This window comes from Paraburkholderia sp. RL17-337-BIB-A, from assembly GCF_046025895.1.
Classification (GTDB): domain Bacteria; phylum Pseudomonadota; class Gammaproteobacteria; order Burkholderiales; family Burkholderiaceae; genus Paraburkholderia; species Paraburkholderia fungorum_C.
In genome coordinates, this window is the sequence record NZ_JARESY010000001.1 from 4,369,733 (window position 1) to 4,395,001 (window position 25,269).

At 59.6% G+C, this 25,269-nt stretch carries 21 protein-coding genes, 1 tRNA gene and 3 pseudogenes; 13 read left to right on the plus strand and 12 right to left on the minus strand.

Annotated features, from left to right (window positions below; genetic code table 11):
- The first annotated feature begins 78 nt into the window (after window positions 1–78).
- From P0D84_RS19505 to P0D84_RS19540, 8 genes and pseudogenes are all read left to right on the plus strand, one after another.
- On the plus strand, window positions 79–1,647 hold the full coding sequence (locus P0D84_RS19505) for a methyl-accepting chemotaxis protein (RefSeq protein ID WP_408339051.1): 1,569 nt from the start codon (window positions 79–81) through the stop codon (window positions 1,645–1,647).
- Window positions 1,565–1,963 carry an IS66-like element accessory protein TnpA gene (gene tnpA / locus P0D84_RS19510; protein ID WP_408337155.1) on the plus strand — a complete coding sequence of 133 codons (399 nt, stop codon included), beginning with the start codon at window positions 1,565–1,567 and terminating at the stop codon, window positions 1,961–1,963. The genes P0D84_RS19505 and tnpA overlap by 83 nt, the downstream gene beginning before the upstream one ends.
- Window positions 1,960–2,307 (plus strand): IS66 family insertion sequence element accessory protein TnpB, encoded by a 348-nt coding sequence (tnpB, locus tag P0D84_RS19515; RefSeq protein WP_408243351.1) that lies wholly within the window; start codon window positions 1,960–1,962, stop codon window positions 2,305–2,307. Before tnpA ends, tnpB begins: the two co-directional genes overlap by 4 nt.
- 30 nt (window positions 2,308–2,337) lie before the next feature.
- A pseudogene (gene tnpC / locus P0D84_RS19520) lies at window positions 2,338–3,675 on the plus strand (IS66 family transposase); the annotation flags it as partial.
- 428 nt (window positions 3,676–4,103) lie between these two features.
- Window positions 4,104–5,084 carry a tyrosine-type recombinase/integrase gene (locus P0D84_RS19525; RefSeq protein ID WP_408339053.1) on the plus strand — a complete coding sequence of 327 codons (981 nt, stop codon included), beginning with the start codon at window positions 4,104–4,106 and terminating at the stop codon, window positions 5,082–5,084.
- The gene (locus tag P0D84_RS19530; RefSeq protein WP_408339055.1) at window positions 5,081–6,043 is read left to right on the plus strand and encodes a tyrosine-type recombinase/integrase; all 963 of its coding nucleotides are present in this window, start codon (window positions 5,081–5,083) and stop codon (window positions 6,041–6,043) included. The genes P0D84_RS19525 and P0D84_RS19530 overlap by 4 nt, the downstream gene beginning before the upstream one ends.
- A complete protein-coding gene (locus P0D84_RS19535; protein ID WP_408339057.1) occupies window positions 6,036–7,043 on the plus strand; it encodes a tyrosine-type recombinase/integrase in 1,008 nt (335 codons plus the stop codon). Before P0D84_RS19530 ends, P0D84_RS19535 begins: the two co-directional genes overlap by 8 nt.
- 131 nt (window positions 7,044–7,174) lie before the next feature.
- A pseudogene (locus P0D84_RS19540) lies at window positions 7,175–7,402 on the plus strand (transposase domain-containing protein); the annotation flags it as partial.
- Between the two features lie 109 nt (window positions 7,403–7,511).
- Here the strand turns inward: P0D84_RS19540 and P0D84_RS19545 are convergent.
- Window positions 7,512–7,772, minus strand: coding sequence for a hypothetical protein (locus tag P0D84_RS19545; protein ID WP_408337159.1), 261 nt, complete (start codon window positions 7,770–7,772; stop codon window positions 7,512–7,514).
- A gap of 134 nt (window positions 7,773–7,906) precedes the next feature.
- Here P0D84_RS19545 and P0D84_RS19550 point away from each other — a divergent pair.
- Window positions 7,907–8,263, plus strand: a pseudogene (locus P0D84_RS19550) (methyl-accepting chemotaxis protein); the annotation flags it as partial.
- 551 nt (window positions 8,264–8,814) lie between these two features.
- Here P0D84_RS19550 and P0D84_RS19555 read toward each other — a convergent pair.
- From P0D84_RS19555 to P0D84_RS19600, 10 genes are all read right to left on the minus strand, one after another.
- Window positions 8,815–11,403 (minus strand): N-6 DNA methylase, encoded by a 2,589-nt coding sequence (locus tag P0D84_RS19555; protein ID WP_408339059.1) that lies wholly within the window; start codon window positions 11,401–11,403, stop codon window positions 8,815–8,817.
- Window positions 11,404–11,863: 460 nt separating this feature from the next.
- Window positions 11,864–12,196: a hypothetical protein gene (locus P0D84_RS19560; RefSeq protein WP_408339061.1), complete on the minus strand. Its 333-nt coding sequence runs from the start codon at window positions 12,194–12,196 to the stop codon at window positions 11,864–11,866.
- A 185-nt stretch (window positions 12,197–12,381) separates the two neighbouring features.
- On the minus strand, window positions 12,382–14,715 hold the full coding sequence (locus P0D84_RS19565) for a DUF3631 domain-containing protein (RefSeq protein ID WP_408339063.1): 2,334 nt from the start codon (window positions 14,713–14,715) through the stop codon (window positions 12,382–12,384).
- A gap of 62 nt (window positions 14,716–14,777) precedes the next feature.
- Complete coding sequence (locus P0D84_RS19570) at window positions 14,778–15,323, minus strand: hypothetical protein (protein WP_408339065.1); 546 nt, start codon at window positions 15,321–15,323, stop codon at window positions 14,778–14,780.
- A 1,289-nt stretch (window positions 15,324–16,612) separates the two neighbouring features.
- Window positions 16,613–17,830 carry a tyrosine-type recombinase/integrase gene (locus P0D84_RS19575; RefSeq protein ID WP_408339067.1) on the minus strand — a complete coding sequence of 406 codons (1,218 nt, stop codon included), beginning with the start codon at window positions 17,828–17,830 and terminating at the stop codon, window positions 16,613–16,615.
- 162 nt (window positions 17,831–17,992) lie between these two features.
- A tRNA-Ala gene (locus P0D84_RS19580) sits at window positions 17,993–18,068 on the minus strand.
- A gap of 76 nt (window positions 18,069–18,144) precedes the next feature.
- Window positions 18,145–18,495, minus strand: a complete 351-nt coding sequence (locus P0D84_RS19585; protein WP_408339069.1) for a c-type cytochrome — start codon at window positions 18,493–18,495, stop codon at window positions 18,145–18,147.
- A complete protein-coding gene (locus P0D84_RS19590; protein ID WP_408339071.1) occupies window positions 18,492–19,286 on the minus strand; it encodes a BON domain-containing protein in 795 nt (264 codons plus the stop codon). Before P0D84_RS19590 ends, P0D84_RS19585 begins: the two co-directional genes overlap by 4 nt.
- Window positions 19,287–19,312: 26 nt before the next feature.
- Window positions 19,313–19,900, minus strand: coding sequence for a phosphoheptose isomerase (locus P0D84_RS19595; protein WP_408339073.1), 588 nt, complete (start codon window positions 19,898–19,900; stop codon window positions 19,313–19,315).
- Between the two features lie 227 nt (window positions 19,901–20,127).
- Window positions 20,128–20,688: a YraN family protein gene (locus P0D84_RS19600; RefSeq protein ID WP_408339075.1), complete on the minus strand. Its 561-nt coding sequence runs from the start codon at window positions 20,686–20,688 to the stop codon at window positions 20,128–20,130.
- Here P0D84_RS19600 and rsmI point away from each other — a divergent pair.
- Window positions 20,687–21,565 (plus strand): 16S rRNA (cytidine(1402)-2'-O)-methyltransferase, encoded by an 879-nt coding sequence (rsmI, locus tag P0D84_RS19605; protein ID WP_408339076.1) that lies wholly within the window; start codon window positions 20,687–20,689, stop codon window positions 21,563–21,565. The genes P0D84_RS19600 and rsmI overlap by 2 nt on opposite strands.
- 465 nt (window positions 21,566–22,030) lie before the next feature.
- Here the strand turns inward: rsmI and P0D84_RS19610 are convergent, their stop codons facing one another.
- Window positions 22,031–22,633, minus strand: a complete 603-nt coding sequence (locus P0D84_RS19610; RefSeq protein WP_408339078.1) for a septal ring lytic transglycosylase RlpA family protein — start codon at window positions 22,631–22,633, stop codon at window positions 22,031–22,033.
- Between the two features lie 639 nt (window positions 22,634–23,272).
- On the opposite strand from P0D84_RS19610, the gene P0D84_RS19615 reads away from it, so the two are divergent.
- The 3 genes from P0D84_RS19615 (at window position 23,273) to P0D84_RS19625 (ending at window position 25,092) form a co-directional block, all read left to right on the plus strand.
- Window positions 23,273–23,917 carry an MBL fold metallo-hydrolase gene (locus tag P0D84_RS19615; protein WP_408339080.1) on the plus strand — a complete coding sequence of 215 codons (645 nt, stop codon included), beginning with the start codon at window positions 23,273–23,275 and terminating at the stop codon, window positions 23,915–23,917.
- Complete coding sequence (locus tag P0D84_RS19620) at window positions 23,914–24,543, plus strand: 3'-5' exonuclease family protein (protein WP_408339082.1); 630 nt, start codon at window positions 23,914–23,916, stop codon at window positions 24,541–24,543. The genes P0D84_RS19615 and P0D84_RS19620 overlap by 4 nt, the downstream gene beginning before the upstream one ends.
- Before the next feature lie 90 nt (window positions 24,544–24,633).
- Complete coding sequence (locus tag P0D84_RS19625; protein WP_408339084.1) at window positions 24,634–25,092, plus strand: Lrp/AsnC family transcriptional regulator; 459 nt, start codon at window positions 24,634–24,636, stop codon at window positions 25,090–25,092.
- Window positions 25,093–25,269 lie beyond the last annotated feature (177 nt).

The following is a 25,269-nucleotide window of genomic DNA, read 5'->3' on the forward strand; positions in this document are numbered from 1 at the left end:
CAGCCAGATAGACGCTCCCACGCCCGGACCTGAGAGTCCATTGCGAACGCTTTAACGTTTCGTTATTGGAGAAAAAACGTGACACTCAAGCATCTCACCATCAAGACCAAACTCATTGCCGGCTTCGGCATGTTGTCTTTCATTGTCGTCGCGGTTTCCTGCCTCTCCTTGAAAGCGCTGAGCGATTCGACCGATGGTTTTGCCAACTTTGTACACGGCATCAACGCACGCGCCGACATGGCGGTACAGGTTCGAACCGCTGTGGACCGCAGGGCGATCGCGGCGCGCAACCTCGTGCTCGTGACCAAACCTCAGGATCTCGAAGTAGAGAAAGCGGACGTGACGCGCGCGCACGAAGATGTGCAAACTGACCTGAAAAAGCTCAACGACATGATCGCGACTGCGACCGACACGACGGAGAAAGCGCGCAGCCTCGTGGCCGACATCAATCGGGTGGAGTCGGCTTATGGGCCGGTTGCTCTCAACATCGTCAATCTCGCGCTCACCAACAAGCATGACGAAGCGATCGTCGAGTTGGACGATCGTTGCCGGCCGCTGCTCGCCGCGCTGATTCAGGCGACCAACGCATATGCCGACTACACGCATGGACGTCAGGAACAAATCGTCAACGAATACGAGGCTCACTACCAGAGCCAGCGCAATCTGCTGATCGCGATTTGCCTCATCGCATTGGGGCTCGCCGCCGGCGCGTGCGTGGTGATCACGCGTGCGGTGACCGGACCGCTGCGTTTTGCGATCGACGTTGCGCGCACCGTGTCGGAAGGCGACCTGCGCACGCGGATCACCGTCGAAGGCAACAACGAAATCAGCAAACTGTTGAGCGCCCTGCGCGAGATGAACGAACGGTTGACGGCGATTGTCGGACGGGTGCGCGACAGCAGCGCCAGCATCGCCGGCGCGGCCCGTCAGATCGCGGCGGGCAATATGGACCTGAGCCAGCGTACTGAGCAGCAGGCTGCGTCGCTGCAGGAAACCGCGTCCAGCATGGAGGAACTCACCTCCACGGTTAAGCAGAACGCCGACAACGCGCAGCAAGGCAGCATGCTGGCCGCGAATGCATCGACAGTGGCGCAAAAGGGTAGCAAGGTCGTCGGTCAGGTGGTGAACACGATGCATGACATCAGCGATAGTTCGACCAAGATCGCGGACATCACGGGCATCATCGAAGGCATTGCATTCCAGACGAACATCCTCGCGTTGAATGCGGCCGTCGAAGCCGCACGGGCAGGCGAACAAGGACGGGGTTTCGCGGTGGTCGCGAGCGAAGTCAGAAGCCTGGCTCAACGTTCTTCGAGCGCGGCGAAGGAGATCAAGGAGCTAATCGCCAACTCCGTCGACAAGATTCGCGATGGCTCCGCGCTTGCCGGTGAGGCGGGCAAGACGATGGCGGAAGTGACTCAGGCGGTCGCGCGAGTGACGGACATCATGTCGGAGATCGCGGCGGCATCGACGGAACAAAGTAAGCAACTCGCGAGGGCCATTCTGGACGACTGGTCGATGCTTTGGGTAATTTGGTGTCCACCAAATTATTGTGGGCACCAACGTGGACAAAACATCAAGCGCACGCACCAAGCGGCCGAATTTCTCGCTCGAGTTCAAGAGGCACCTGGTCGAGCAATCCTTTGAGCCGGGTGCATCGGTTGCCCTGATCGCGCGCGGCAATGATGTCAACGCGAACCTGCTCTTCAAGTGGCGGCGAGCGTATCTCGAGGGAGCGTACGGTCTGCCGACGCTGTCCGAGCAGGCGGAGTGCGAGATTCCGCCGTTATTGCCGGTGAACATCATCGACGGTACGTCTGTACAGGCGCCGCCGCCAACGGTCACTACAACTGAGCCGCTGGAGAGTGTCTGCGAGGTGGAGTTCGAGCGTGCACGCCTGCGCATTCGCGGCGAGGTCTCGCCGGAGACACTGCGGCTGCTGATTCGCGAGCTGTCGCGATGATCGGTCTGCCGGCGGGCACACGCATCTGGATTGCCGCGGGGGTGACCGACATGCGTTCCGGGTTCCAGGGCCTGGCCGCCAAGGTACAGACGGCGCTTCAGGAGAATCCGCTGGGCGGTCACGTGTTCATCTTCCGCGGCCGTCGAGGTGATCTGATAAAAATTCTTTGGGCTACCAGCGACGGGCTATGGCTGCTTGCAAAGCGGCTCGAGCGTGGCCGCTTTGTCTGGCCGCAGGCCGATAGCGGCAAGATCCATCTGACCCAGGCCCAGCTGTCGATGCTGCTTGAGGGCATCGACTGGCGGCAGCCACGCCGTACCGCCGAGCCACTGTCGATGTTGTAAACCGCGCAACACCTGCGTAAACTGCGTGGCATGTCTGATGCCAGCGACCTTCCTGATGACATCGATGCACTCAAGGCCTTGTTGCTCGAGGCGCGGGCGTCCCTGGCCGAGCGCGATCTGGAAATCGAACGGCTCAAGGCACAGATCGACAAGCTCAAGCGCATGCAGTTCGGCCGCAAGTCCGAGAAACTGGACCGGCAAATTGCGGAACTTGAGACCCGACTGGATGATCTGACCGGCAGCCGTGGCGCAGCCGAAACGCGCGAAGCACAGGCCGGCGGCAGGAGCAGGTCCGACGCGCCCGAACGTGCTTCGCGCGAGGCGCTCCCGGACCACCTGCCGCGTGAGGAGCACGTGCTCGAGCCGGAGCCAACCTGCGCCGAATGCGGCGGCCAGATGCAAGCGCTGGGCGAGGACGTCTCCGAGCAGCTCGGCCGCATCGCGGCAGCGTTCAAGGTCATCCGCACCATCCGGCGCAAGAAGATCTGCGCCTGCTGCGGTCGCATCGTTCAGCCGCCGGCACCGAGCCTGCCGATTCAGCGCGGCATCGCGCACCCAAGCCTGCTTGCCGAGATCTTTGTGGCCAAGTATGCCGATCACCAGCCGCTTTACCGGCAGTCGGAGATCGCTGCACGCGAAAACGTCAAACTGGACCCGGCGAGCATGGGCCGCTGGGTTGGTCAGTGCGAGGCGCTCGTCGATCCGCTGGTGAAAGCGCTGCGCCGCTACGCGATGGGCGGCCTCAAGATCCATGCGGACGACACGCCGATCCCTGTGCTCGCGCCGGGCAACAAGAAGACAAAGACAGGCCGGCTGTGGGTCTATGTGCGTGATGACCGTCGGTCCGGTTCGAAGGAACCAGCCGCCGTCTGGTTTGCGTACTCGCCCAACCGGCAAGGCGTCCATCCCCAGCGCCATCTGACCGGCTTCAGCGGGATCCTGCAGGCAGACGCGTATTCGGGCTTCAACGAGCTGTTCCGGGACGGCTCGATGCGCGAGGCAGCATGCTGGGCGCACGCGAGGAGAAAGCTGTACGACATTCACGTGCGCACGCCGTCTGAAACCACGCAAAAGGCGCTCGACTATATTGGCGAGCTCTACGGCATCGAAGCCAGTATCCGCGGCAAGCCGCCTGCCGAGCGGCTGCGTGTGCGGCAGGAGAAGGCCAAACCGCTGCTTGAAACCTACGGTGCATGGCTCAGGGCAAAGCTCCAGATGCTGTCAACGAAGTCGGATACGGCCAAGGCCATCAACTACTCGCTCAATCAATGGCTCGCGCTGACGCTGTACTGCGACGATGGCACGGTGGAGATAGACAACAACATCGCGGAGAACGCGCTGCGCTGTGTCTCACTGGGACGAAATAATGCGCAGCCGCAAATTATGCGGAGTTTGCATCGTACGGCTCGTCACGAGCGCCAGTGCGACGCGCCTTGCAGGGATCTGTGGCTTGCAGCAAACTGCACATAAAAAAGATGCTTTCCTGTTTGGGTTGTTACCCATTCAGGAGAATCATCATGATCGGCTTGGTTCCTCTTCGACCGCAGCCTCAGGCGTGGTTGTGGCGCAGCGTCCTTTCTCCTTTCGCAGAGCGCTACTGCGAATATCTCGTTGATACCGGCTACGCGGCCGGCACCGTCAACCGCTACGTGAGGTGCGCCGCGCACTTTGCGTATTGGCTTACAACGCACCGTATAGCCGTAGCAAGTGTCGACGATCGACTTGTCTGCAGGTTCGTGAACGACCATTTGCGGCGATGTACCTGCCCAGATCCGATTCCGAGGTGTCGGACAGACGTGAGTGCTGCACTTCGGCATTTGCTGGTCGTGTTGGGCGCGTGCGGTGTCCCTCGGTTTCTGCAGGCAGAACCGGATTCGGTGCAACAGGAGGTGTGTCGCTTTACTGACCACCTCAAGGACGTTTGCGGCCTAGCCGAATGCACGCGATATCAGCGTGGTCGAATCATTCGCGATTTCTTGCGTCAGCGCTTTGGTCGCAAACACATCGACATGGAGCAGCTAACGATTCGGGATATCCGTCGTTTCGTTACGCGCTACCCTGACGGGTGCAATGCTGGAGCCGCTCACGTAGCGGGCGTGACGTTGCGCAGTTATCTGCGATTCAGGACCATGCAATATAACGACCAGGTCGAAGAGCTGATCGCGGCAGTACCGAACGTGGCTGGATGGAGGTTGGCGGCGCTGCCTGAAACGCTTTCGGATGCAGCGATTGAGCAGTTCCTGAACTCCTTCGATCGCGCGACTGCGTCCAGCTTACGTGATTACGCAGTGGCGCGCTGTCTGGCTGATCTTGGGTTGCGGGCTGCGGAAGTCGTGCAAATCCAACTCGACGATTTAAACTGGCGCGAAGGCACGCTGCAAATCCGTCGCACCAAATCGCGACGGGGCTACGTCATTCCGTTGCCCGAGCCAACAGGTCGTGCGATCGCCGACTATATCCGGTTAGCCCGAAGGAAGACGACGACCTCCCGTGCTGTCTTTGTCCGGCATTACGCACCCGCCGACGTTCCGTTGGGAACCGGGCGCGTCCATCAGGCCGTGCATGCCGCATATGTTCGCTGCGGCTGGACTGAACAATCTGGAACCCATCTTCTGAGGCACAGCGTGGCCCGACGGCTGCTTCGTTCCGGCTCGTCGTTGAAGGAAGTGGCTGACGTATTGCACCATCAGAGCATCGACACCACCGCGATCTACACGAAGATCGACCTGCGAAGCCTGGAGGCCGTGGCGCTTCCCTGGCCGGGGAGCAAATCATGAAGCGTCCCGTCAAATCGGCACACACAATGGTATCGCTGGTGGAAACGTATCTCGCAGAGCGACGCTGTCTCGGCTTCGACCTTGCGATCTCGGGGCAGGTGCTGATGAACTTCGCCCGCTTCGCGGATACGGCGCACGATCGCGGTCCGATCACCGAAAGTCTGGCCCTTGCTTGGGCACACTCGACACCGAGCCAAAGGTCCATTACCTGGGCGCGTCGGATCGAGGTAGTGCGCCCCTTCGCGAAGTACCTCAGGCAGTTCTATCCCGATACGGTTGTTCCGCGACGCGACTTGTGCGGGCGGGCCCATCGTCGTCTGGCGCCGCACATCTACACGGAGCAGGAACTCGGCGAACTCCTCACGGCGTCGGCGGCGATGTTACCCGTCGGTTCGATCATACCGCTTACATATGAAGCGCTGTTTGGTTTGATTGCGGCAACCGGCTTGCGTATCTCGGAAGCCATCAATCTCTCTCGAGACGACGTGAATCTTGCTGAGGGCACGCTCACGGTGCGCGAGACGAAGTTTCACAAGTCGCGCCTTATTCCGATGCATCCTACCGTAACTCTGGCCATGAAGCGTTACGCTGCTCGCCGTGCGCTGGTCGTCGCCGCAGAGCCGTGCGATTCGTTCTTTGTGAATCTTGATGGCAGGAAGTTGCAGGCCCGAACGGTGCACTGGGTGTTCGGTCGGCTTCGCGAGCAACTCGCGTGGACTTCTCGGGGTGACCACGCGTTGCCTCGAATCCATGATCTTCGCCACACGTTCGTGTGCCGGTGCATCCTCAAGTGGTATCAGGACGGCGTGAACGTCGACAACCGGATGATTGCGCTGTCGACATATCTGGGGCACGTGAAGCCGAGCGATACCTACTGGTATCTGACTGCGGTTCCCGATCTCATGGAAATCGTGAGCCGGAAATTTGCGTGCTTTGCCGAAGGGGTACGTCATGACTAAAGCCTGCCTAGTTCCTTCCTTCGCGACGCTCCTGCAGGACTTCTTCGTCGAACGGTTGATGCAGCAACGTGCGGTGAGCCCGGAGACGATATCGAGCTACCGCGATTCGTTTCGTCTGTTTCTTCAGTTCGCATCGGATCGCCTTGCCAGGTGCCCAACTGATCTGAAGCTGTCGGACATGGATGCGCCGCTGATCTTGGCGTTTCTGCGGCATCTCGAGGTTGAGCGGCGCAACAGCACGCGGACCCGCAACGTTCGACTCGCAGCGTTGCGCTCGTTCTTGAAGTACGCGGCACACCGTGACGTCGCGTCGTTGGCCGTTATACAGCGCGCACTCTCCGTGCCGATGAAGCGGTGCGATAAACCTATGGTCGGATTCCTGTCACGCGAAGAGATTCAGCAACTGTTGACGGCGCCTGACCCGGACACCTGGTCGGGTCAACGCGACAGGGTTCTGCTGGCAACGATGTATAACACGGGGGCGCGCGTCTCGGAGATGCTGGCACTACGCGTCAGTGATGTCGTGCTGGGTACATCACCCTTCGTTCATATTCTTGGCAAAGGACGCAAGGAACGAACGGTGCCTTTATGGCGATCCACGGCCAGGCTCATCAAGGGGTGGTTGCCGCAGATCCAGGATGCATCAAGTCAGAGGCTCTTTCCAAATCGATCGGGAAACGCGATGACACGCTCCAATGTCGCCGATCGAATGAGAATTGCCGTAACGCGCGCGAAGGACCAATGTCCGCAACTCGCCAAACGGCGTGTTTCTCCGCACCTGGTTCGTCACGCGACTGCCATGCATCTACTTCAATCAGGCGTCGACCTCTCGGTCATCGCCTTGTGGCTGGGACACGAAAGCCCATCGACAACACACTGCTATATGGAAGCCGATCTGACGATGAAGCAGCGAGCGCTGAGCAGGATTCAGCCACCGGAAGTGAAGAACCGTCGCTATCGACCACCGGACCGCATCCTCCAGTTCCTTGAGTCGCTGTAATTATGCGTAGCTCGCCGAACCGCGAATCCCTGCGGATCGCGTCGGCGACTCGCATGGCACTCTTCGACAATGAGTAACTCCGCATAATTTGCAACTGCGCATTATTCCGACAATGCACATAATTGCATTGCAGAAAAAACTTCATGTTCGCCGGCTCTGACAGCGGCGGTGAGCGGGCAGCGGCGATGTACTCGCTGATCGCCACGTGCAAACTCAATGGCGTCGATCCGCGTGCTTACCTGTGCCATGTGCTGACCTGCATCGCCGATCACCCGATCAACCGCGTCGACGAATTGCTGCCCTGGCGCGTTGCCGCACACCTGCAAAATCCGCCCCAACCTGCGGTTCCGACCGGTTGAACAACAGCGGTGGACAGCACGCCCCGATCGCCCGGAACGGCTCACACGCGCTGAGCCAGTAGCCGACTGCACCTGGGACAGCGGTCCGTTACCCGGTAACGCTGAAGGGCTACCGTCGAACCTGGAAGTAGGTATCCCATTCTGCGGAGTCCGGATCGAGCCTGCGCACGATAGCCGCGTCGGCCCGCACTACCAGCCGCTCCAGCATCTCACGCTTCGTTACCGAGTAACGGCGTGCCAGCCGTGCGAGCGCGAGATCGGCTTCAGTGGTCACCCACATATCAAGCCGCCGCTCCCCGTTGCCATCGTTTCCAGCTGTCGCCCGCCTTGCCCGGAAGGCGGCCTGCCGCTCCGCTGTTGTTTGCGCCATCGGTTTCTCCTCGTCGTTGTTACCCGGTAACGATATGTCTGAATTCGTTACCGGGTAACGCAAAATACCCAAAGGAGATAGCATGTCCCGCTTCACATCGCGTCGTCCAGAAAAACCCGAACGGTCCAAGCGAGGCGCTTACGGAACAAAGCCGAGGGATCGAGCAGGTCAATCTCGCGATTACCCAGATGGACAACGTCACGCAGCAGAATGCGGCTTTGGTGGAAGAGGCAGCGGCGGCTTCGCGATCGATGGAAGACCAGGGCGAACAACTGAATCAGGCGGTGGCGTTTTTTCAGGTGAAGGAGGGGGCGGCTGCGGTAGTGGCGGCGCCTGCGGTAGTGGTCACTCCTGCCCGGCGTGAGGCGCCGCGGCGCGAGGTTGCGGTTGCTGTTCCTGCCAGGCGTGTTGTGCGGGCTACTGCTGTGGCGCCGGTTGCTGCGCTTGCTACTGCGGCCGCGGCTGCGGATGACGGGTGGGATAAGTTCTGATCGGAGTTTTTCTGATGACGCGTCGCCTATGGGTGACGCTCAGTTCGGCAGCGAAAGAGACCGCCAAGCACAGTGTAAAAAACCGATGCCTGAAACACAAAAACCGGCGCGTAGCCGGTTTTTGCGTTGAAACAGAATCCTCTTGGTGGGAGGAGGACTATCGAACTAATCGCCGAATCCATTGCCCATAAAGGCGGAATCGATTATATCGCTGCGATATACCCCCAAACATACCCCCGACCGATCTTGCTAGCCCAAGGATTCACCGTTTCATGCGTTCGCAGCGCATCCTCTGCCGAAAAGTACTAGGAGCCTTTGCCACATCGGAAAAATTGTGTTGGCGGCGAGGCTTTCACATCGGACATCAGATTAGATCCAACTTCAACGCGATCCGCCGAAAGCCTTCGTGCTCAAAACGATCTGGCGAACGCGTTTATCGCTTTGGCTTGCCCAAGATGCTGATCGCGCCGTTCCGCAGCGGTTTGGTCGATCACCACAAAGACAGCCCGGTCGCAACGACCGGGCTAAATGCTTGTGTGCCTCCACCCGATCTACGACTTGGCCGCCGTTCCGGCTTGGAATGCATCAAAGGCAGATTTCAGTTCTGCAGCAGCCTCGTCGGAGGTAGCGCGGGCCTTCGACTCGCCAGCGCGAAGCGCCTTCGAAAATCGCTTTTGCTCGGCGACACCCGATAGGAGATTGACAACAACTTCGTCTAATGCGGCGGGCGTTAGCTCGATCATGCCCGTAGACCCGGTGTACAAACGGTCGATCTGCTGCGCACCGAATCCCACCCGCAGATAGTCACACAGGTACTCAGGCCAAATGACTTTCGGGTTAACTCGGATAATCGCGACGTGGGTTTCTCCAATCGCGGCTTTGGGTAAGGTTTCGCCGGTCGTCGTATCGACAGCCGGGCGATATACGCAGCACTTGCCAAGGGTACCGTCGCCGGTAGACGAAACGAGAACGTCACCCGCTTTTATAAGATTCAGGTTCTTCCCTTGCGTATCCGCTTTCTCCGCATACTCGTCGAACAAACTTTTCTCGATGTAGTCACCATCGACCACCAACTCCCCGAACTTGGAAATGTTACTTCCCGCTTTTATGACAAGTGCATATCCATCTTCGGCGTCGACATAGGTGTCCGCGCTCGGGCTAGAGCCACGCGACGTAGGAATCTTGTTCAGCTCCTTGATGGTCATGCCGCCGGCAACTACGATTTCCTTCATCGCGTGCGTAACGCCGGGACGCCAGTATTTCACGTCGAAGCGGGATGCCTTGTCATCGCGCACCTTCCCTGCCGCTATGTCGAATACCGTCCAGTGCTCGCCCTTCCGGGAATGGCCATTTCGGAGCAGATTTTTCCCAACCTGCTCCAGCAGAGTATCGAGATCAAAGTTGCGAGCGATATCGCCTGAACCGTCCATCCCGAAAGTCGCGATGTCGCAAAAGGCGATCGGATATTCGATGCCATCGGCGATCTCCTCCTCTTCCGGGGTCATGCGCTGCAGGTAAAGCACGCTGGAACGGACGTTGATCTTATTCGGGCGGAAAGTCTCGTCTGGCAAATGAACGACCGCAAGCAATTTCGCCTTACTGAGCAGCCACTTCCGAATCGGTGCGGCTGTATCCGTGTTCAACACCCCTTCATCGATAACCGTGCAGATCTCGCCGCCCGGGCGGGTGGACAACACCATCTTCTGCAGAAAAAGGAGTTGGCCTTTAACCGTCTGCACTTCAAACTGGCCCAAATCGGCAGCCGACAGGGCTCCGCTTTCGGACGTACCAAACGGCGGGTTCGTTAAGATGAAATCACAGTCGGGGTTTTTGATGGACCAATTTCCGGCGGAAACGGCAAGGCTGTTCTCCGCCTTAACGTTTGAATGACCGTCGCCAGCGACGATCATGTTCATCTTCGCGGCACATGCCACGCCTTCGTTGGCGTCGGATCCAAAGAACACCTTCTGCTTTATCTTTTTCACAAGTTCGCGGTGTACTGCGGTACTTATCGCGCGGTCTTCCAGCTTTTTATTGAGGATGCGCAAGCTGTCACCCATCAGGTAAACGAGAAAGCCGCCCGTTCCGCACGCCGGATCTAGAACCTTCGGACCATCGCCACCTGACAGAAGAGCATTAACGATCTTTTCCTGTCCAATTATCGCCGACATCAGTCCGACTAGCGGACGCGGCGTGAAGTATTGACCAAGCTTCTTGCCCTTCAGGGTGGCACGAACAAAATATTCAAAAGCTGCGCCCTTTGAGTCGGTCGTGCTGTCCGTAAATGACACTGCCGCAAGTTGCCGAACAAGGTAAGAGAAAGTCTTCGCAACTTTCAGGTGAATCGGATTCGTGAGCACCTCGCCATACGACTTGTGGCTTCGGATCTTGTTGATCATGTCCATGATAGCGCTTTGAACCTGATCGGCCTTTACCTCTGGCAGCGCCGCCAACTCGTGAAACGTAAAGGTGTATGGCAACTCGAAATCTGGCTCGGTGTCCGCTTTCTCCTCAAGGAGCTTCAAAAATAGAAGCTTCGAAAAGTCGTCAAAAACGTGATTCTCGTCCTTTTCGTTTTTGCGAATTGCGTCGTGGCAGCGAGAGAACAGCGCGTTCAGTTGACGCAACGGCAGACTAGGGCGAAACGGAAGCGCAGACGACCCGTCCAACGGACCATCTTCTCCGGGCAACGCAATCCGCACCGCTTCTGGCTCGGCCTTAAAATCCTTCAAAACTGCTTTAAGCTGCGACTTGGAAGGAATTTTGGAAGACAGCTTTCCGTTCCAAAGGATAGGATCTCCGTTCTTCGCGTTGTAAGAACGAATTTCGGTTCCGTTGCACACGACGACGAACGGCACGTCGTAGCCATCGGCGCGCGCATATGTTAGCGCCTGTTTCTTGTCATGATCAGACAGCTTTTTGGCGATTCGCTTTGCTTCAATCAGGAAAGCGGGTTTGCCCTTCGGGTAGGTCTTGTCATTCGGCCACACCAGGATATCAACGTACCCGGCCTCATAGCGCACTGCCGAAGTCGCGGCCGTCTCGAAGTGCAAGTCAGTGGCGATGTCATACCCTCGCCGCTGCAAGTACGGCAGGATGCGCTTTATTACTGTTTCTGTTTCGTTTGCAAGTTTTGACATCTGGGGATCTGCTGAGGTCTGTGGCGTATCAGCATCTGCTCGTCTGTGTCCAGATGCTGCCGGTAGCCGGCAGATTGTAAAGCAAGCCGCAATCGGGTATAGCAAAAAAACCACGTGCACCCGAGACCATCGGGCCGTCACCCTCTTCTGTTCGCCGGCTGTGAGCTTGCTACATCGAGAGATTACCTCCGTCTTGGCAGACGTGACCCACTTCCGAGCCGGTTTGGGCTGTTCCGCCACCTCGTCGAACTGCGCTCGCCGGAAGGTCGTGCCCAAGCGCGGGAGATGCGAGACCGAAAAAAAGCTTTCCGAAAAGAGAGAATCTGTTGAGGGCGCTTTCGCGAGGTCTGTTGACGTCGCGCTCTCAATAGAGCAGAGAAGACTTTGCAAAAGTGCGCGGGGTCGCCGATCGCCGTAGAGATGAGGTGCTCCCGCACGACAAATGAAATTGTTTCCGCACTTACGGGCGCGCGCGTAGCAGGTAACTGTTGGCACGCTTGCGAGTCGCCCTTTCCGCCGCTGTCCAGTATTCGGGCCTTCTTGCCGCCTCGCCCAAAAGTAGCCGCTCCAGGGTCCGGCCGCCGCATTCGGCTGGCAAGCGCTCGGCGGCGATCATCTGTGCCAGGTCCGAGCAGACCCAAACCGAAACGCGCTTGAATCCGGCCGCTCGTAAGCGGGACTTGTATTGTTTCAACCGCTCGGCATTTTTCGATGGCATCGCATTTCCTCTTGAAAGTCGCACGCTTGCATACACCCATTGCATCCGGAGGGTTGCCACGGAAATCTCCGCCATCGGCACTCGTATCATGTCCGAAACAACGAAACAAACCATATGCACCAAGGATTGCGGCGTTTCGCTTGCGGCGGGTGTTTCGAAACACCGTTCTTATTCGAAACGCCGGAATGCACGCGGGTATTGGGTTGTTTCAGCGTTTCGGCAGAAACAGCAAGCTGGCGAACGGAAGAATTAGCCGCGCGTCACATCAGGCCGAAGCGGTCGGACAACGCATCATTCGACATTTGCCCGACATCCTTCGGAAAAGCGTTCGTCGGAGGCAACGATAGATACCGGGTAAAAACGTCCGCAAACTGCTCAAGACGATAGCCCTTCCTCGTTTCGTGCCCAATGCGGATCTGCGCGCTTTTGATGCCATAACTTTCTAATTTTCGTGCCAACTGGCGCGGCGTCATGCAACGCCCCCGATTCCATGTTGCCCACTGCTTCTCCTCGTCGCGGCATAAGCCAACCAGCAAGTCGGCGGAGAAAAGCCTAGCTTTACGCTCTACGGCAAACAGCTCCTGGATGTCACTCAACAATTCGGCACCTGCGCTCGCTGACGGCTCGGCACTGCCCGACAACGCAGTTGCGGCCGCCGCGCCTAGTTCGGCCCATGCGCCGCCCGCGACATGGGCGATCTGAAGCAACGGCTCCCAATTGTCGGCAGCGCGATCGTGCAGCGCTTTCGGCAACAAAGGGCGAGCGCGCCGTACGGCATCCGCGTTGTCATCAGCCCAACGGGCTAATTTTGAACGCAGTGTATCGAACAGTTCTGATTCGGCATGGCGCAGCTTGTCTACGGTCTCGTGAGGTAATCTGCGACGCAATTCAAGCGTAATGGAGCGATCCATCAAAGTGTCGGAAAGATGCCCAATACCGGCGATGGCCTTCGCCCCCCACACAAAAAACTGCTTCGGCGTATGCTCGTCGCCCACGGTGCGGACGACATACGCACTGTCGCGCGTGTGACCGCAGTTCAGCAAGCCGCGCAACTCTTCGTTGTCACGCATGAAGGCGTCCGCCTCGTCGATCATGAGTGTGGGCTTCCACGCTTCAATGGACCGAAACAGCGCTGCAGGCGTGATATTGCTGGCAGCGAGTGAGTTGCGAGATAGTCGCGCCATCACAGACAACATTTGCGATTTGCCGCACCGCTTCTCTGGCGCTGTGATCGCTGCGATGGGCGCGACATCTACGGAATCCATTAGCCAAGTCATGGTGATCCAGAGAGCGGCGGCACGCGCAGTCGCAACGCCGCACACGATAAAGCGCAGCACTGTCGTTGTGATCTCGTCGAGAAGCGCGGCACCGTCTACGGGATCGGCCCATGGCTCTACCTTTGGAAACGGGCCTGAGGCGTCCGCAACGCCTTCGCCACGCGCCGCCGCGACCATTCGGTCGAGTGTCGAAACTTGCACACCCATCCGCCGAGCCTCTGTTTTACGAACGCGGTCGTAGTCCATCGGCCCAAGCGCCGCCAGCCGCTGTGTGGCTTGATCGTCTGATTCACCGTCAGTTACCACGCCCGGAACCGCATTGGCGTTGTTGCGCATGCGCTCCCAGTAACGATCGCCTTGTTGCCTACCGCCGCCGCCGTGCGGCCACTCCGCCATGATGGCGCGAATTTCGTCGTGCGCGAAGCAACGCTTCACGAGCATGGAGTACATAGACATATCCATGCCACTTCCGCTCGTATCGCTCAATCCTGTTGTATCACCCTCCCAGCGGGCTCGTAACACTGGATCAGATTTCAGCAGATCGAAAAAACGGCGCGACGCACCAATTTCCCCAGTTTCAGCATCTCCGCCGGCCGCGACAGGGTATCCGAAGTTCACGCGAGCCATCGGGTTGCGGTGCTCAGTGGCAAGGTTCGTGAGCTCGTCGACAGTAAAGGTCCGCTCTGTCATGCTGATAATGCGACTCATGCTCGGCTCCGGCGGATACCCCTTTTTCAGTTTCGCCGGGTTGGGCCAATTTAGGGTTCCTGGTACACGCATGATTCGGTCGGTGTTAAAGACGCCAGGACCGGCGAACGTCGCACCAATGGCGCGGTTTGCGTCTTCGTATACGTCTTGCTGCTCGGGAAGCGCAACTGGCTGAGCGAGCCGGAAGAACCCTTGCAGGCCGTTGCCTGAATCGATGAGAAACGTAGCGAGCTCACCGAGCACTGCAGCATGCTCGCCGATCAGGTGCGCGCGAGCTGCGCCATATTCGCCAAATCGAGAGATATCAGGATCGCAGTCGACCCAAAGGAAGCGCGCAGCCGTCATATCTGCCTTTTTCGGCTTATGACTGGTTTCTCGCGTATCGTTCGGCAGCCAATAAATATTTCGGCGTTTCGCGTTGTAGAAGCTCACCCAATCGATCAAAGCGGCCATTTCCGCCGGAACAGTGAAGGTACGGGCTTGCGGTGCGCCGCCCTTCTCGTCGATATGAAGGAGCATCAGCCGACCGCCGCCGACCAACGCAAGCTCAACAAACCGGCGAACCGTGGCGTCATCGACGCTAGTTTTTTGATTCGGAGTACATATCATTTTTCATGTTCCGCGATAAGAGATGAGAGCCCCGCCGCCGGCGGGGGCTCTTTCTTACGGTTTTATAGGGTGCCTGAGAAGGCGAAGGCGAACTCTTCCGCCACGCTATCGATCAGTGCGCAAGCCTCGGCGTCTAGGGACCAAATGCCCATTCCGAAATGCATGTTGAAAGCGCAACTGAGACCGCTGCCTGGGTAACGCACCGGAAGGTAACCCGCGATTATCGCGGCGGCGATCACTGCGCCGTGAGACACACCGGCTTCCTGCTTGTTCTGCGCGCACCAATTTCTTGCAAGCCGAGTTAGGCGGGCGGAATTTGCCGCGCTGTTTGCCGCTTCTTGCGGCGTCACCTCGGCGCGGATGAACTGCAGCGATCGGCGGACCTCGTCCTGGAATGCTGCGTCAGTCGCAACAGATTCGAGCGGAGGGGCTGTGAGATGGCCCCACCCCGCACGGCTTAAAGCAGGATACTCGGACGCAACACATATGATCGCCTGTCGTATATCGTCGTCGGCGAGCCGCGTGAGTTCGCGATACGTGGCGTATTCGATGGCGGCCCAAGGTCGACGGCCCTTCTCCGCCCGAGTAGTCGTAGGAAACTCACTCATACCGCCTCCCCGGCTCGGTAATTGAGCGGATCCGCGAACCACGCGTGGACGTCCTCAGCACGCCAGACTGTGCATCGATCGGTCAGCCGAATAGGCTGAGGAGCGCGACCGTCTCTAACACGCTGGCGCCACGTTTCCCTGCCAAACGGAAGAAATGGAGCAATCTGATTAAAGCGCACCAGGCCATTTTTTTGCAGGCTGGCAGGTTGAGCGTTCGTCGTATCGGCGAACGAAGCACGAGCGGATGCTCGTAATGATGGCTTTGTCGTCATAGAAATCCTTAGTCGAGTTGGTTTTGACCGCTCCTTTCTTTTCTGTCTCGACTGTCTACGATGGGATACTGTGACTTCGCCCCGGCGCAATGATAGAGAGCGGAGCAGCTTCTTTCCATCACGCGCCCGGTGTTGTGGCGACGGGGACTATAATATCACAATGAATAGCAATGCATACCAATGTATGTCAGGCATCCTAAGGTGTCTGAAAATTTCGTCAAGTTACGACCGGGCTCGCGTGATTCGCTGCGCACCCGACTAGCTGTAGTGTGCTTTCACGATAGCTTGGTTGCAGCCAACGTTTCTTGCCACGCGGAAAACGTCAGTATGAGAGGCAAAAAATGGACAGGGGGGCCGTCGGATGCCTTCGCACAACGCAATCCGCTCGTACTGGGTGCAAGTCCCAGGATTTTACGAACGCAAGGGATTCGATTCTGCCGTGGAGTTTCTTGAACCCGAGCTTTGCTTTGCTTGCGGAATGAGTTACCCCTACAAGCCCGAGCGTGCTCATATCCACCGGCGCGAAGATGGCGGCCTGGACTCGGTAGCAAACCTCCACATCCTTTGCCATACATGCCATGTCGACTCCGAGTATCTACAGGGCGATGAATATTGGTCCTGGTTTTGGGAGCGAACCGTCTTTGACGTAATAATCAGCACGGCGGTCCGGCGCGGGATCAATGTGGCAGCCATATTGAGAAAGTCGTGGCTGAACCGAAGCGAAGCGACGTGGCGTAACGGTATAGCGGCACCATTTTTTTGGCGCCATGGGTACGCGCGAGAGAACCAAAATTTTTCAATTTTTTCGGAAGTGTCCACGGCATTGCATTGACGCGCCCCGCGTCAACCGTGAGAGGGGGGGGGGCCCCGCCCCTCGTCGCGGTCGCTTATGCTGCGCTCACCTGCAAATTGCCTTCAACCGGGAAGGTAGTGACTGCCGGCCGTGAAAGCCTTTCGCCGGAAGTCGCGTTTATTAAGGTCTGTGCGGCTGTAACCTTCCGATGGATCGCGCACAAGCTACGCCGCCTTGGGTCCACCGATCGGCACGACGTTGGTGTCGTTTCGAAGCGCGTCCAAGTAATCCGCCCACGCCTGCATCATCTTGATACGGTCGACAATAAACTTCGTCCGGTTGTATGCGGTGCCCAGCGAATCAGCTACCTTGTGAGCGAGCTGATGCTCGATTACCTCAGCGGGAAAACGAAGCTGCTCATGCAGGATTGTTCGCGCCATCGCCCGGAAGCCGTGACCGGTGATTTCTGTCTTCGTGTCGAAGCCCATCCGACGCAACGCCGCGTTTACCGCCGCTTCGCTCATCGCCTTTTTGGGATCGCGCCCTGGAAATACATATTCCCGAAGGCCCGTAAGAGCATGCAGTTCGCGAAGAATCGCGACGGCCTGGGTAGCGAGCGGCACAAGGTGTTCGGTCTTCGTTTTGCTAACGGTGTACCGCCATTCGGCACGGTCCAAGTTGAATTCCGACCATTTCGCTTGCCGTAACTCACCGGGCCGCACGAACAGCAACGGGGCAAGTTTGAGCGCGCATTTCACGACGAACGTCCCGGCGAACGCATCAAACGCTCGAAGCATCTCAGCAACTTTAGCCGGTTCGGTAAACGCTGCGAAATGCTCATGTTTGAGAGGCGGCAATGCCCCTCGCAGATCGCCGGAAGGATCGCGCTCCGCCCTTCCGGTCGCAACGGCATAACGAAATACTTGCCCGCAGTTTTGCAATGCCCGATGGGCCGTATCCCGCGCTCCGCGCTCCTCGATGCGGCGTATGACCGTTAGCAGCTCGCGGGCCTTTATGTCAGCGATGGGCCTTCCCCCAAGCCATGGAAAGATGTCCTTCGCGAGGCGAGCCATGACTTTTTCGGCGTGGCTAGCGGCCCAGCCTGTCGAATGCTTTGCGAACCACTCTCGGGCGACCACTTCAAAACTGTTGGCGGCGCGGTCCAAAGTCGCGGCCTTTTGCACTTTGCGCTCGATGCCCGGATCGACGCCATTGCTCAGGAGCTTCCGTGCATCGTCCCGGCGGGCGCGCGCCTCTTTCAGGCTAACTTCCGGGTAAACGCCCAGCGACAACAGTTTTTCTTTGCCGACGACCCTGAACTTAAGCCGCCAGTACTTTTGCCCGGCGGGAGTCACGAGCAGGAACATGCCGCCCCCATCGAACAGCTTAAGTGGCTTGTTCGCTGGCTTCGCATTCTTGACAGTGATATCAGTAAGCGCCATGGGGGTATCGCCTCAAGGGGTAGCATGCATACCCCTGAATATACCCCCACCTACCCCCGGCTGTCACTGTGCAAACTTGGGCAATGCTGGCAACAAAAAACCCCGCGAAGCTAAGCCCGGCGGGGTTTTTCGGTGAAACTTTTGCGCACCTAGGAATCTTTATGGTGGAGAGGAGGAGGATCGAACTCCCGACCTTCGCATTGCGAACGCGACGCTCTCCCAGCTGAGCTACCCCCCCAACGTGCAAACAATTCTAGCACAAGCATTTTCTGTTTTGCCAAGCCCACGAGGTGGCAAAAACCGGCGTCAAAACATCACTTCGATGGCGCGCCGGCCAGCACCCAATCCACCACCGTGCGGATGTCCGCATCGCTCATCGATTGATGCGCCGGCATCGGAATCATGCCCCACACGCCGGAGCCGCCATCCTTCACCTTACGCGCCAATTTTGCTGGCGCTTGCGCATCGCCTTTGTATCTGGCGGCAATCTGCAGGAACGACGGGCCGACCAGTTTGCGGTCCACCGCATGACACCCCATGCAGGCATTCGAGCTGGCAACGATCTGACCGCGCGGCGCATCGGCCGCACGCGCGGAAGATGCAAACGCACCCGTCCACGCGCCAACCGTCAACATCGCGGCAACGAAAGCAACGCCCCGCTTCATGGCGAAGTCGCCTTCGGATTACCCGGATGCACCGAATTCGAATTGGTCACCGGCGCCGGCGGCTGCTGTTCGAGCGGACGCGAACTCACCGACGAATCGGGAATCGCACCCACGGTCGGCTCGTTCGCGTCCGGCTGCGGCGCGGCAACCGGTGCGGTCGCCGCTGCCGCGGCAGCCGCCGCTGCTTCCTGCGGCTGGATGTACTGGAACACCTTCACGACCTGCACCACGCCCGGCACACGGCTCGCGACGTCGGCGCCACGATTGCCTTCGTCCATCGTGACGAGACCCATCAGATACACCGAGCCACGCTCGGCCACGACCTTGAAGTTGTTCGCCGAAATGTTCTTCTCGGCGATCAACGCGGTCTTCACGCGCGTCTCGAGGTAAGTGTCATTCGTGCGCGATGAGAACGAGCTGGCCGGCATGATCGCCAGTTCGTTGACGATTGTGTTGACGTTGTTCAAGCCACGCACGATGCTCTCCGCGCGCTGCTTCGACACGTCACCCGCCACTTCGCCGGTCAGCAGCACGCGGCGATTGAACACCGCCACGTTGACGTGCGCGTTGTCGGGCAGGTTCTGGCTGATCTGCGACAACGCCTTAACCTGCAACTCGCGATCCTCGGTCTGCGCGCCGAGCGTGCGGCGGTCGGTCGCCACCAGCGCGCCGCCGCCCGCCGCGCCGGCAACGGCGAGAAAGCAGCCCTGCAATGTCGCGGACAGTCCCGCCGCGAACCCGACCACCAGCACGGTTCTCACCAGTGTCTTCTTGACGCGGAATACGCTCATCAACTAGCTCTCCTTCGGAATCAGTCTCAGTCTTCGCCCAGCAACATGGCATCGATGCCGTCGCACAGACAATGGATGGTCAGCAAATGCACTTCCTGAATACGCGCAGTGCGGTCGGACGGCACGCAAATGTGGATATCGGTATCGCTCAGTACGTCCTGCATACGGCCGCCGCCCTTGCCGCTCAGCGCGACCACGATCATTTCACGCTCATGCGCGGCTTCGACCGCGGCCAGCACATTGGCGGAGTTGCCGGACGTGGTGATGGCGAGCAGCACATCGCCCGGTTGACCGAGGGCCCACACCTGCTTTGAATAGATCTGCTCGAACGAGTAGTCGTTGGCGATGGCGGTGAGCACGGACGTATCGGTGGTCAGCGCGATCGCCGGCAAACCCGGGCGCTCACGCTCGAAGCGGCCGATCAGTTCGGCCGCGAAATGTTGCGCGTCGGCCGCCGAGCCGCCATTGCCACACGCCAGAATGCGACTGCCGTTGGCGAGCGCGGCGAACATCGTGTCGATCGCAGCGGCGATCGGCATCGACAGGGTTTCGAGGGCTTCGAGTTTGACTGCCGCACTGTCGCGGAAGTGTTGTTGAATGCGTTCGACTGACATCGAGTCTCTATTTCTACCGCGAGTGAACCGCAGTGCGCGGCCGTGTTGTGAAGACGTATTGCAAGATCGTGCGGCTCCGCTGAACCATGCCGGCAATGCAGTGCGAGCGCGCAAAATACATCGCGAAATGCGCTGCTTCCTTACTGCGTCCTATATGCCGGCGTGGTTCACGAGGCCCGCACGCGAGCGCAAGTTTATCGCACTCACGGGCGTCTCCGCGCCCTGCGTCAGACTTCGTCGGCGCGAAATGCATCGCGCAGCCACACGAGCCGGCCCGCTTCGAACGCGATCACGTCGAAACGGCACGCAGGCTCATCATGCGAATGCCTGCTGCGGGTTGCCAGATAATGCCGCGCGGCCCGCACGATGCGCTGCTTCTTCTGCCACCCGATGCTCGCTGCCGCGCCGCCAAAATGCTTCTGTGCACGCGCTCGCACTTCGACGAACACCAGCGCGCCGTCACGCTCGCGCATCACCAGATCGATCTCACCGCCCCGGCACAGCACATTGCGCGCGACGAAACGCAAACGCTGCCGCTGCAAAAATTCCATCGCACGCGCCTCGAAAGCCGCGCCGACGAGTTTGGACCCGACTGCTCTCGAAAAGTTGTGCGGGCTGGCGGGTGGGTTCGCCGCCACGCTACTCGCCGTATTCACCGGCGCGCTTGCCCGTGCTGCCGCAGTAGCACCTGCCCGCGCACTCACCGTGACGTGGCCGCCAGCCGGTTCGCACGCCGCTGCGTGGCACAATGGCGGCCTCGTTCTGTCTGTCTGCGTCTTCTGCCTCATGACTCCTCTCTCCGAACTCGCGCAAGGGCAGCAGTACCCTGCCGCCGCGCTGTATGTGGTGGCCACGCCAATCGGCAACATCGCCGACGTGACGCTGCGCGCGTTGCACGTGCTCGGACTGGTGGACCGGATCGCCGCCGAAGACACGCGCAACACAGGCCAATTGCTCGCGCGCTATGGCATCTCGAAGCCGCTCGTCGCGGTTCATCAACACAACGAGCGGGCTGCGGCGCTGCGCCTGATCGAACATCTGCAAGCGGGCGAACGCGTGGCCTACGTATCCGATGCGGGCACGCCCGGCATCTCGGACCCCGGCGCGAAACTCGTCGACGCGGTGCGCGAAGCCGGTTTTGCAGTCATTCCGCTGCCCGGTGCCAGCGCGCTGGCGACCGCGTTGAGCGCAGCCGGTGACTGGGTCGCGACGTTCTCGTTTCTGGGCTTCCTGCCGCCGAAGGCAAAAGCACGCGCCGCGGCATTGCAGCCGCTCGCGAGCCATCCGCACGCGATGGTGTTCTACGAAGCGCCACACCGGATCGTCGAAACGGTGCAGGCATTGGCCGACGCATTCGGCGGCGAGCGCAAACTGCTAATCGCACGCGAATTGACGAAGTTACATGAAGCGCTGCACCGCGGCACCCTGGCCGAAGGGCCAACGTGGCTCGCCGCCGATCCGAACCGGCAACGCGGTGAATTCGTCCTGGTGGTGGAAGGCGCGCAGCCGGAGGCCGCAGGCGAACACGATCACGACGCGTTGCTGGCCATCCTGCTGGAAGAGTTGACGGTGAGCAGCGCGGCGAAAGTTGCGGCGACTCTCACCGGCGCTTCGCGCAACGCGCTGTATACGCGCGCTTTGGCGCTGAAGAAAGACGAGGAATAAAGCGGGCGAGCGCCGCGCAGGCACTCAGTGCAGCAGCGGCGCATGCGCTCCCTGTACGCCGCCTTGCCACGGGTAGAGGGATGTCAGCCAACTGATTGGGCTCGCAGCGCAAGCTACAAGCCTGTGATCCGATCATGCTGAATCGCGACGCCTGCGCTGCGCCGCACGCGCTAGTCCACGGCGCACTTCATCACGCCGATGTCCGCCGCCGCGGTGATCGGCACCTGCGCCTCCACATATCGCGCATTCTGGCTGCGACCGCAAGGAATGCGCGGCTGCGTCTAGTCACCCTGGATGAGCAAAAAAGGGCCGCGCCATGAAAAACACCCCAACGGCTGGACGGGTGTCCAACTTTTGGGGTGCAGTTCACGATGCGGCCCTTCATCTTTCAGCGAACACGGTATGCGTTGCCTCCGTGCAGCCCGGCGTCGCGCACGCGCCTCAAGCGCGCCCGCGGCCGTTACCTCACTTCTCTACGCTCGAACCCGAGTTCGACGCCAGCGTTTCGTTAAGCTCAGCGCGTGCTTCCTGCGGCGTCAATCCTTCGATTTTGACGCGCGCGGTACCGGCATGGCGCATGTCGAGCGCGCTTGCAGCGGCCATTGAGAGGTCGATCACGCGGCCACGCGCATACGGGCCACGGTCGTTGATGCGCACGATAACCGAGCGCGACGTGGCCGGATTGGTCACGCGCACATACGAGCCGAGCGGCAACGTACGATGCGCCGCAGTCATCGCGTGCATGTCGTAACGCTCGCCGTTGGCGGTGCGGCGGCCGTGGAAGCCTCGGCCGTACCACGAGGCGCGGCCGGTCTGCTCAAAGTCCGAAATACCCGAACCGTCATCAGTGATCGGCTTGGCGTCGGCCAGCGGCGTGCTCCCGGCGGCTGCGTCGGAGGCCGGCGCGCTGCCAAAAGCTTGTGGGCCGAAGGAGCCTGCCTGCACATTCTTCGTACTGAGTGGCGCGTCGCTTGCGGAGATGTTGCTAGCCCCCGGAGGCGTGGCGCAACCGGCCAGCACAAAAAAGGCAAAAAGAGTCCCCAGACCACGGGATAACCGAGTTTTCATAAGACGTGCAATCAAATTGTCGAGCCGCATCACGCGAAAAGTTGAGCGTGTTGCCTGCGACTCCGGCGGCAATGGGCAACCACGCGCCGCGCAGACGAGCGCAGTACGTCAAAGCCCGGACGCGGCTCACCCAGCCGCTACCGCACGGTTAATTTTCACGTCTGGCGCAACCTGTCCCCGGCAGCCTGACCAGACCCCACATGCCGCCATCGAACGTGGCAAACACGTTCTTGCGCGCGGAACTCAGCGCACAGGAACGGCGGCGTAGGCCCCACCCAGCGTCACGGCATTTAAGTCCGTTGCAGGCGCGCGGCGCCTGGCTGGGTAAGACGTGTGCATCGAACGCATCGATACCTGATGGCCGCCCACAACTGCGACAGCCCATACTTGAGTGGCGATCCGCGTGCCCATTTTTGATGGGGACGCATCGCCTTGTGGCATGCACAATTCCTTGTGCATGAAACGCATTATACCTAAAAGAAATTTTTGGGATGGCAAGCGACTGAAAACCTTGATGAATTTTCACGCCTGCTGCAAAAATGGGCGGCCGAAAGCCCGCTGCAGTGGGGCCTCAGCGCCCTCAACGAGCGTCGACGAGACGCCGGTACAATCAACGTTTTTCCAGCGGCGCCCTCAGCCATGAAAGTCACTTTGATCCCCGTCACGCCGTTCCAGCAAAACAGTTCGCTGCTCGTTTGCGAGGCCACTGGACGCGCGGCCGTCGTCGATCCGGGCGGCGACCTGGATGTCATCCAGGGCGAAATCGCGCGCCGGAACGTGACGGTCGAAAAAGTGTTCCTCACGCATGGCCACATCGATCACTGTGCCGGCGCGAAGACGCTCGCCACGCATTACGGCGTGCCGATCGAAGGCCCACATCCCGACGAAAGCTTCTGGCTTGACAAGCTGCCGGATCAAAGCACCCGCTTCGGCTTTCCTGCCGCCGAGGCATTCGAACCGGACCGCTGGCTGCAAGACGGCGAGACCGTGAAGTTCGGCGACGAAACGCTCGAGGTCTATCATTGCCCCGGCCACACGCCGGGGCATGTGGTGTTCTTCAGCCGCGCGCATCGGCTGGCGCTGGTAGGCGATGTGCTGTTCGCCGGTTCGATCGGACGCACGGATTTTCCGCGCGGCAATCACGCCGACCTGGTGCGCGCGATTCGCGAAAAACTCTGGCCGCTCGGCGACGACGTCACCTTCGTTCCCGGCCACGGTCCCACCTCGACGTTCGGCGCCGAGCGTCGCACCAATCCGTATGTCGCCGATGGGGTAGAAGCATGAGCAGCGAAATCTATGTGAGCACCGATGTCGAAGCAGACGGTCCGATCCCCGGTCCGCACTCGATGCTCAGTTTCGCCTCCGCCGCCTACACGGAAGACAAGCAGCTAATCGCCACCTTCTCCGCGAATCTCGAATTGCTCGACGGCGCCAGGCCGCATCCCGTGCAGGAAGCGTGGTGGAAGACGCAGCCCGAAGCATGGGAAGCCTGCCGCAAGGATTTGCGGGATCCGCAAGCCGCGTTGACAGCCTATGTCGAATGGGTCGAGGCATTGCCCGGCAAGCCGGTGTTCGTGGCGATGCCGGCGGGTTTCGACTTCACCTATATGTTCTGGTACATGATGCGGTTTGTCGGCCGCTGCCCGTTTTCGTGGTCGGCGCTCGATATCAAGACGCTGGCCTTCGCACTGACCGGCCTGCCGTACCGCAAGAACATCAAGCCACGCTTTCCGAAGCACTGGTTCGACGAACATCCGCATACGCATGTCGCGCTGGACGACGCGATCGAACAGGGCGCGCTGTTCTGCAACATGCTCAAGGACCTGCGCGCCGTTCAGGCAGCCACGCTGGTGGCCGGTAAAGATAGGGACGGCTCAGGACAAAACACCACTGAGGAACCGGCAAATTAGGTAATCTCCCTCGTCGAAGCCGTTTTACATTGCGTTTCGTTTTCGCGCCCTCTACCATGCGTTGATAAGGCGACGCCAACGGAGGCGCAGTTGACACTCGATACGTTCTCTCAAAAAATCCTGCGCTTGCTGCAGCTGGACGCACGCCGGTCCGTGCAAGAGATTTCCGACCAGGTCGGCCTGTCGAGCACCCCATGCTGGCGCCGTATCAAGGATATGGAGCAATCGGGGGTAATCCAGCGCTACACGGCGTTGCTGGATCGCGAAAAGCTGGGGTTGCATGTCTGCGCACTCGCGCATATCCACCTCACGCGCCACACCGAGGGCGGAGTCGAACAGTTCGAGCAGGAGATCGCCACCTGCCCGGAAGTCACCGAGTGCTACAGCACGACCGGCGAATCCGACTACATCCTCAAGATCGTCGCACCGGACATCAAGGCGTACGATAGCTTTCTGCACGAACGCATCTTCAAGATTCCCGCCGTCGCACAGGTGCGCACGAGCGTGGTGCTGCGCGAAATCAAGTTCGATACGCAATTGCCGCTGTGAGGCTGCGCGCTTTGAGTCCGGATGCTTTAATGCCGGAGTGCCTTGGTGCCTTGATGCCTTGACGCCTTGATGCCTTGACGCCTTGATGCCTTGACGCCTTGATGCCTTGATGCCTTGATGCCTTGATGCCTTGACGCCTTGATGCCTTGATGCCTTGATGCCGGCATGTCTTGAAGC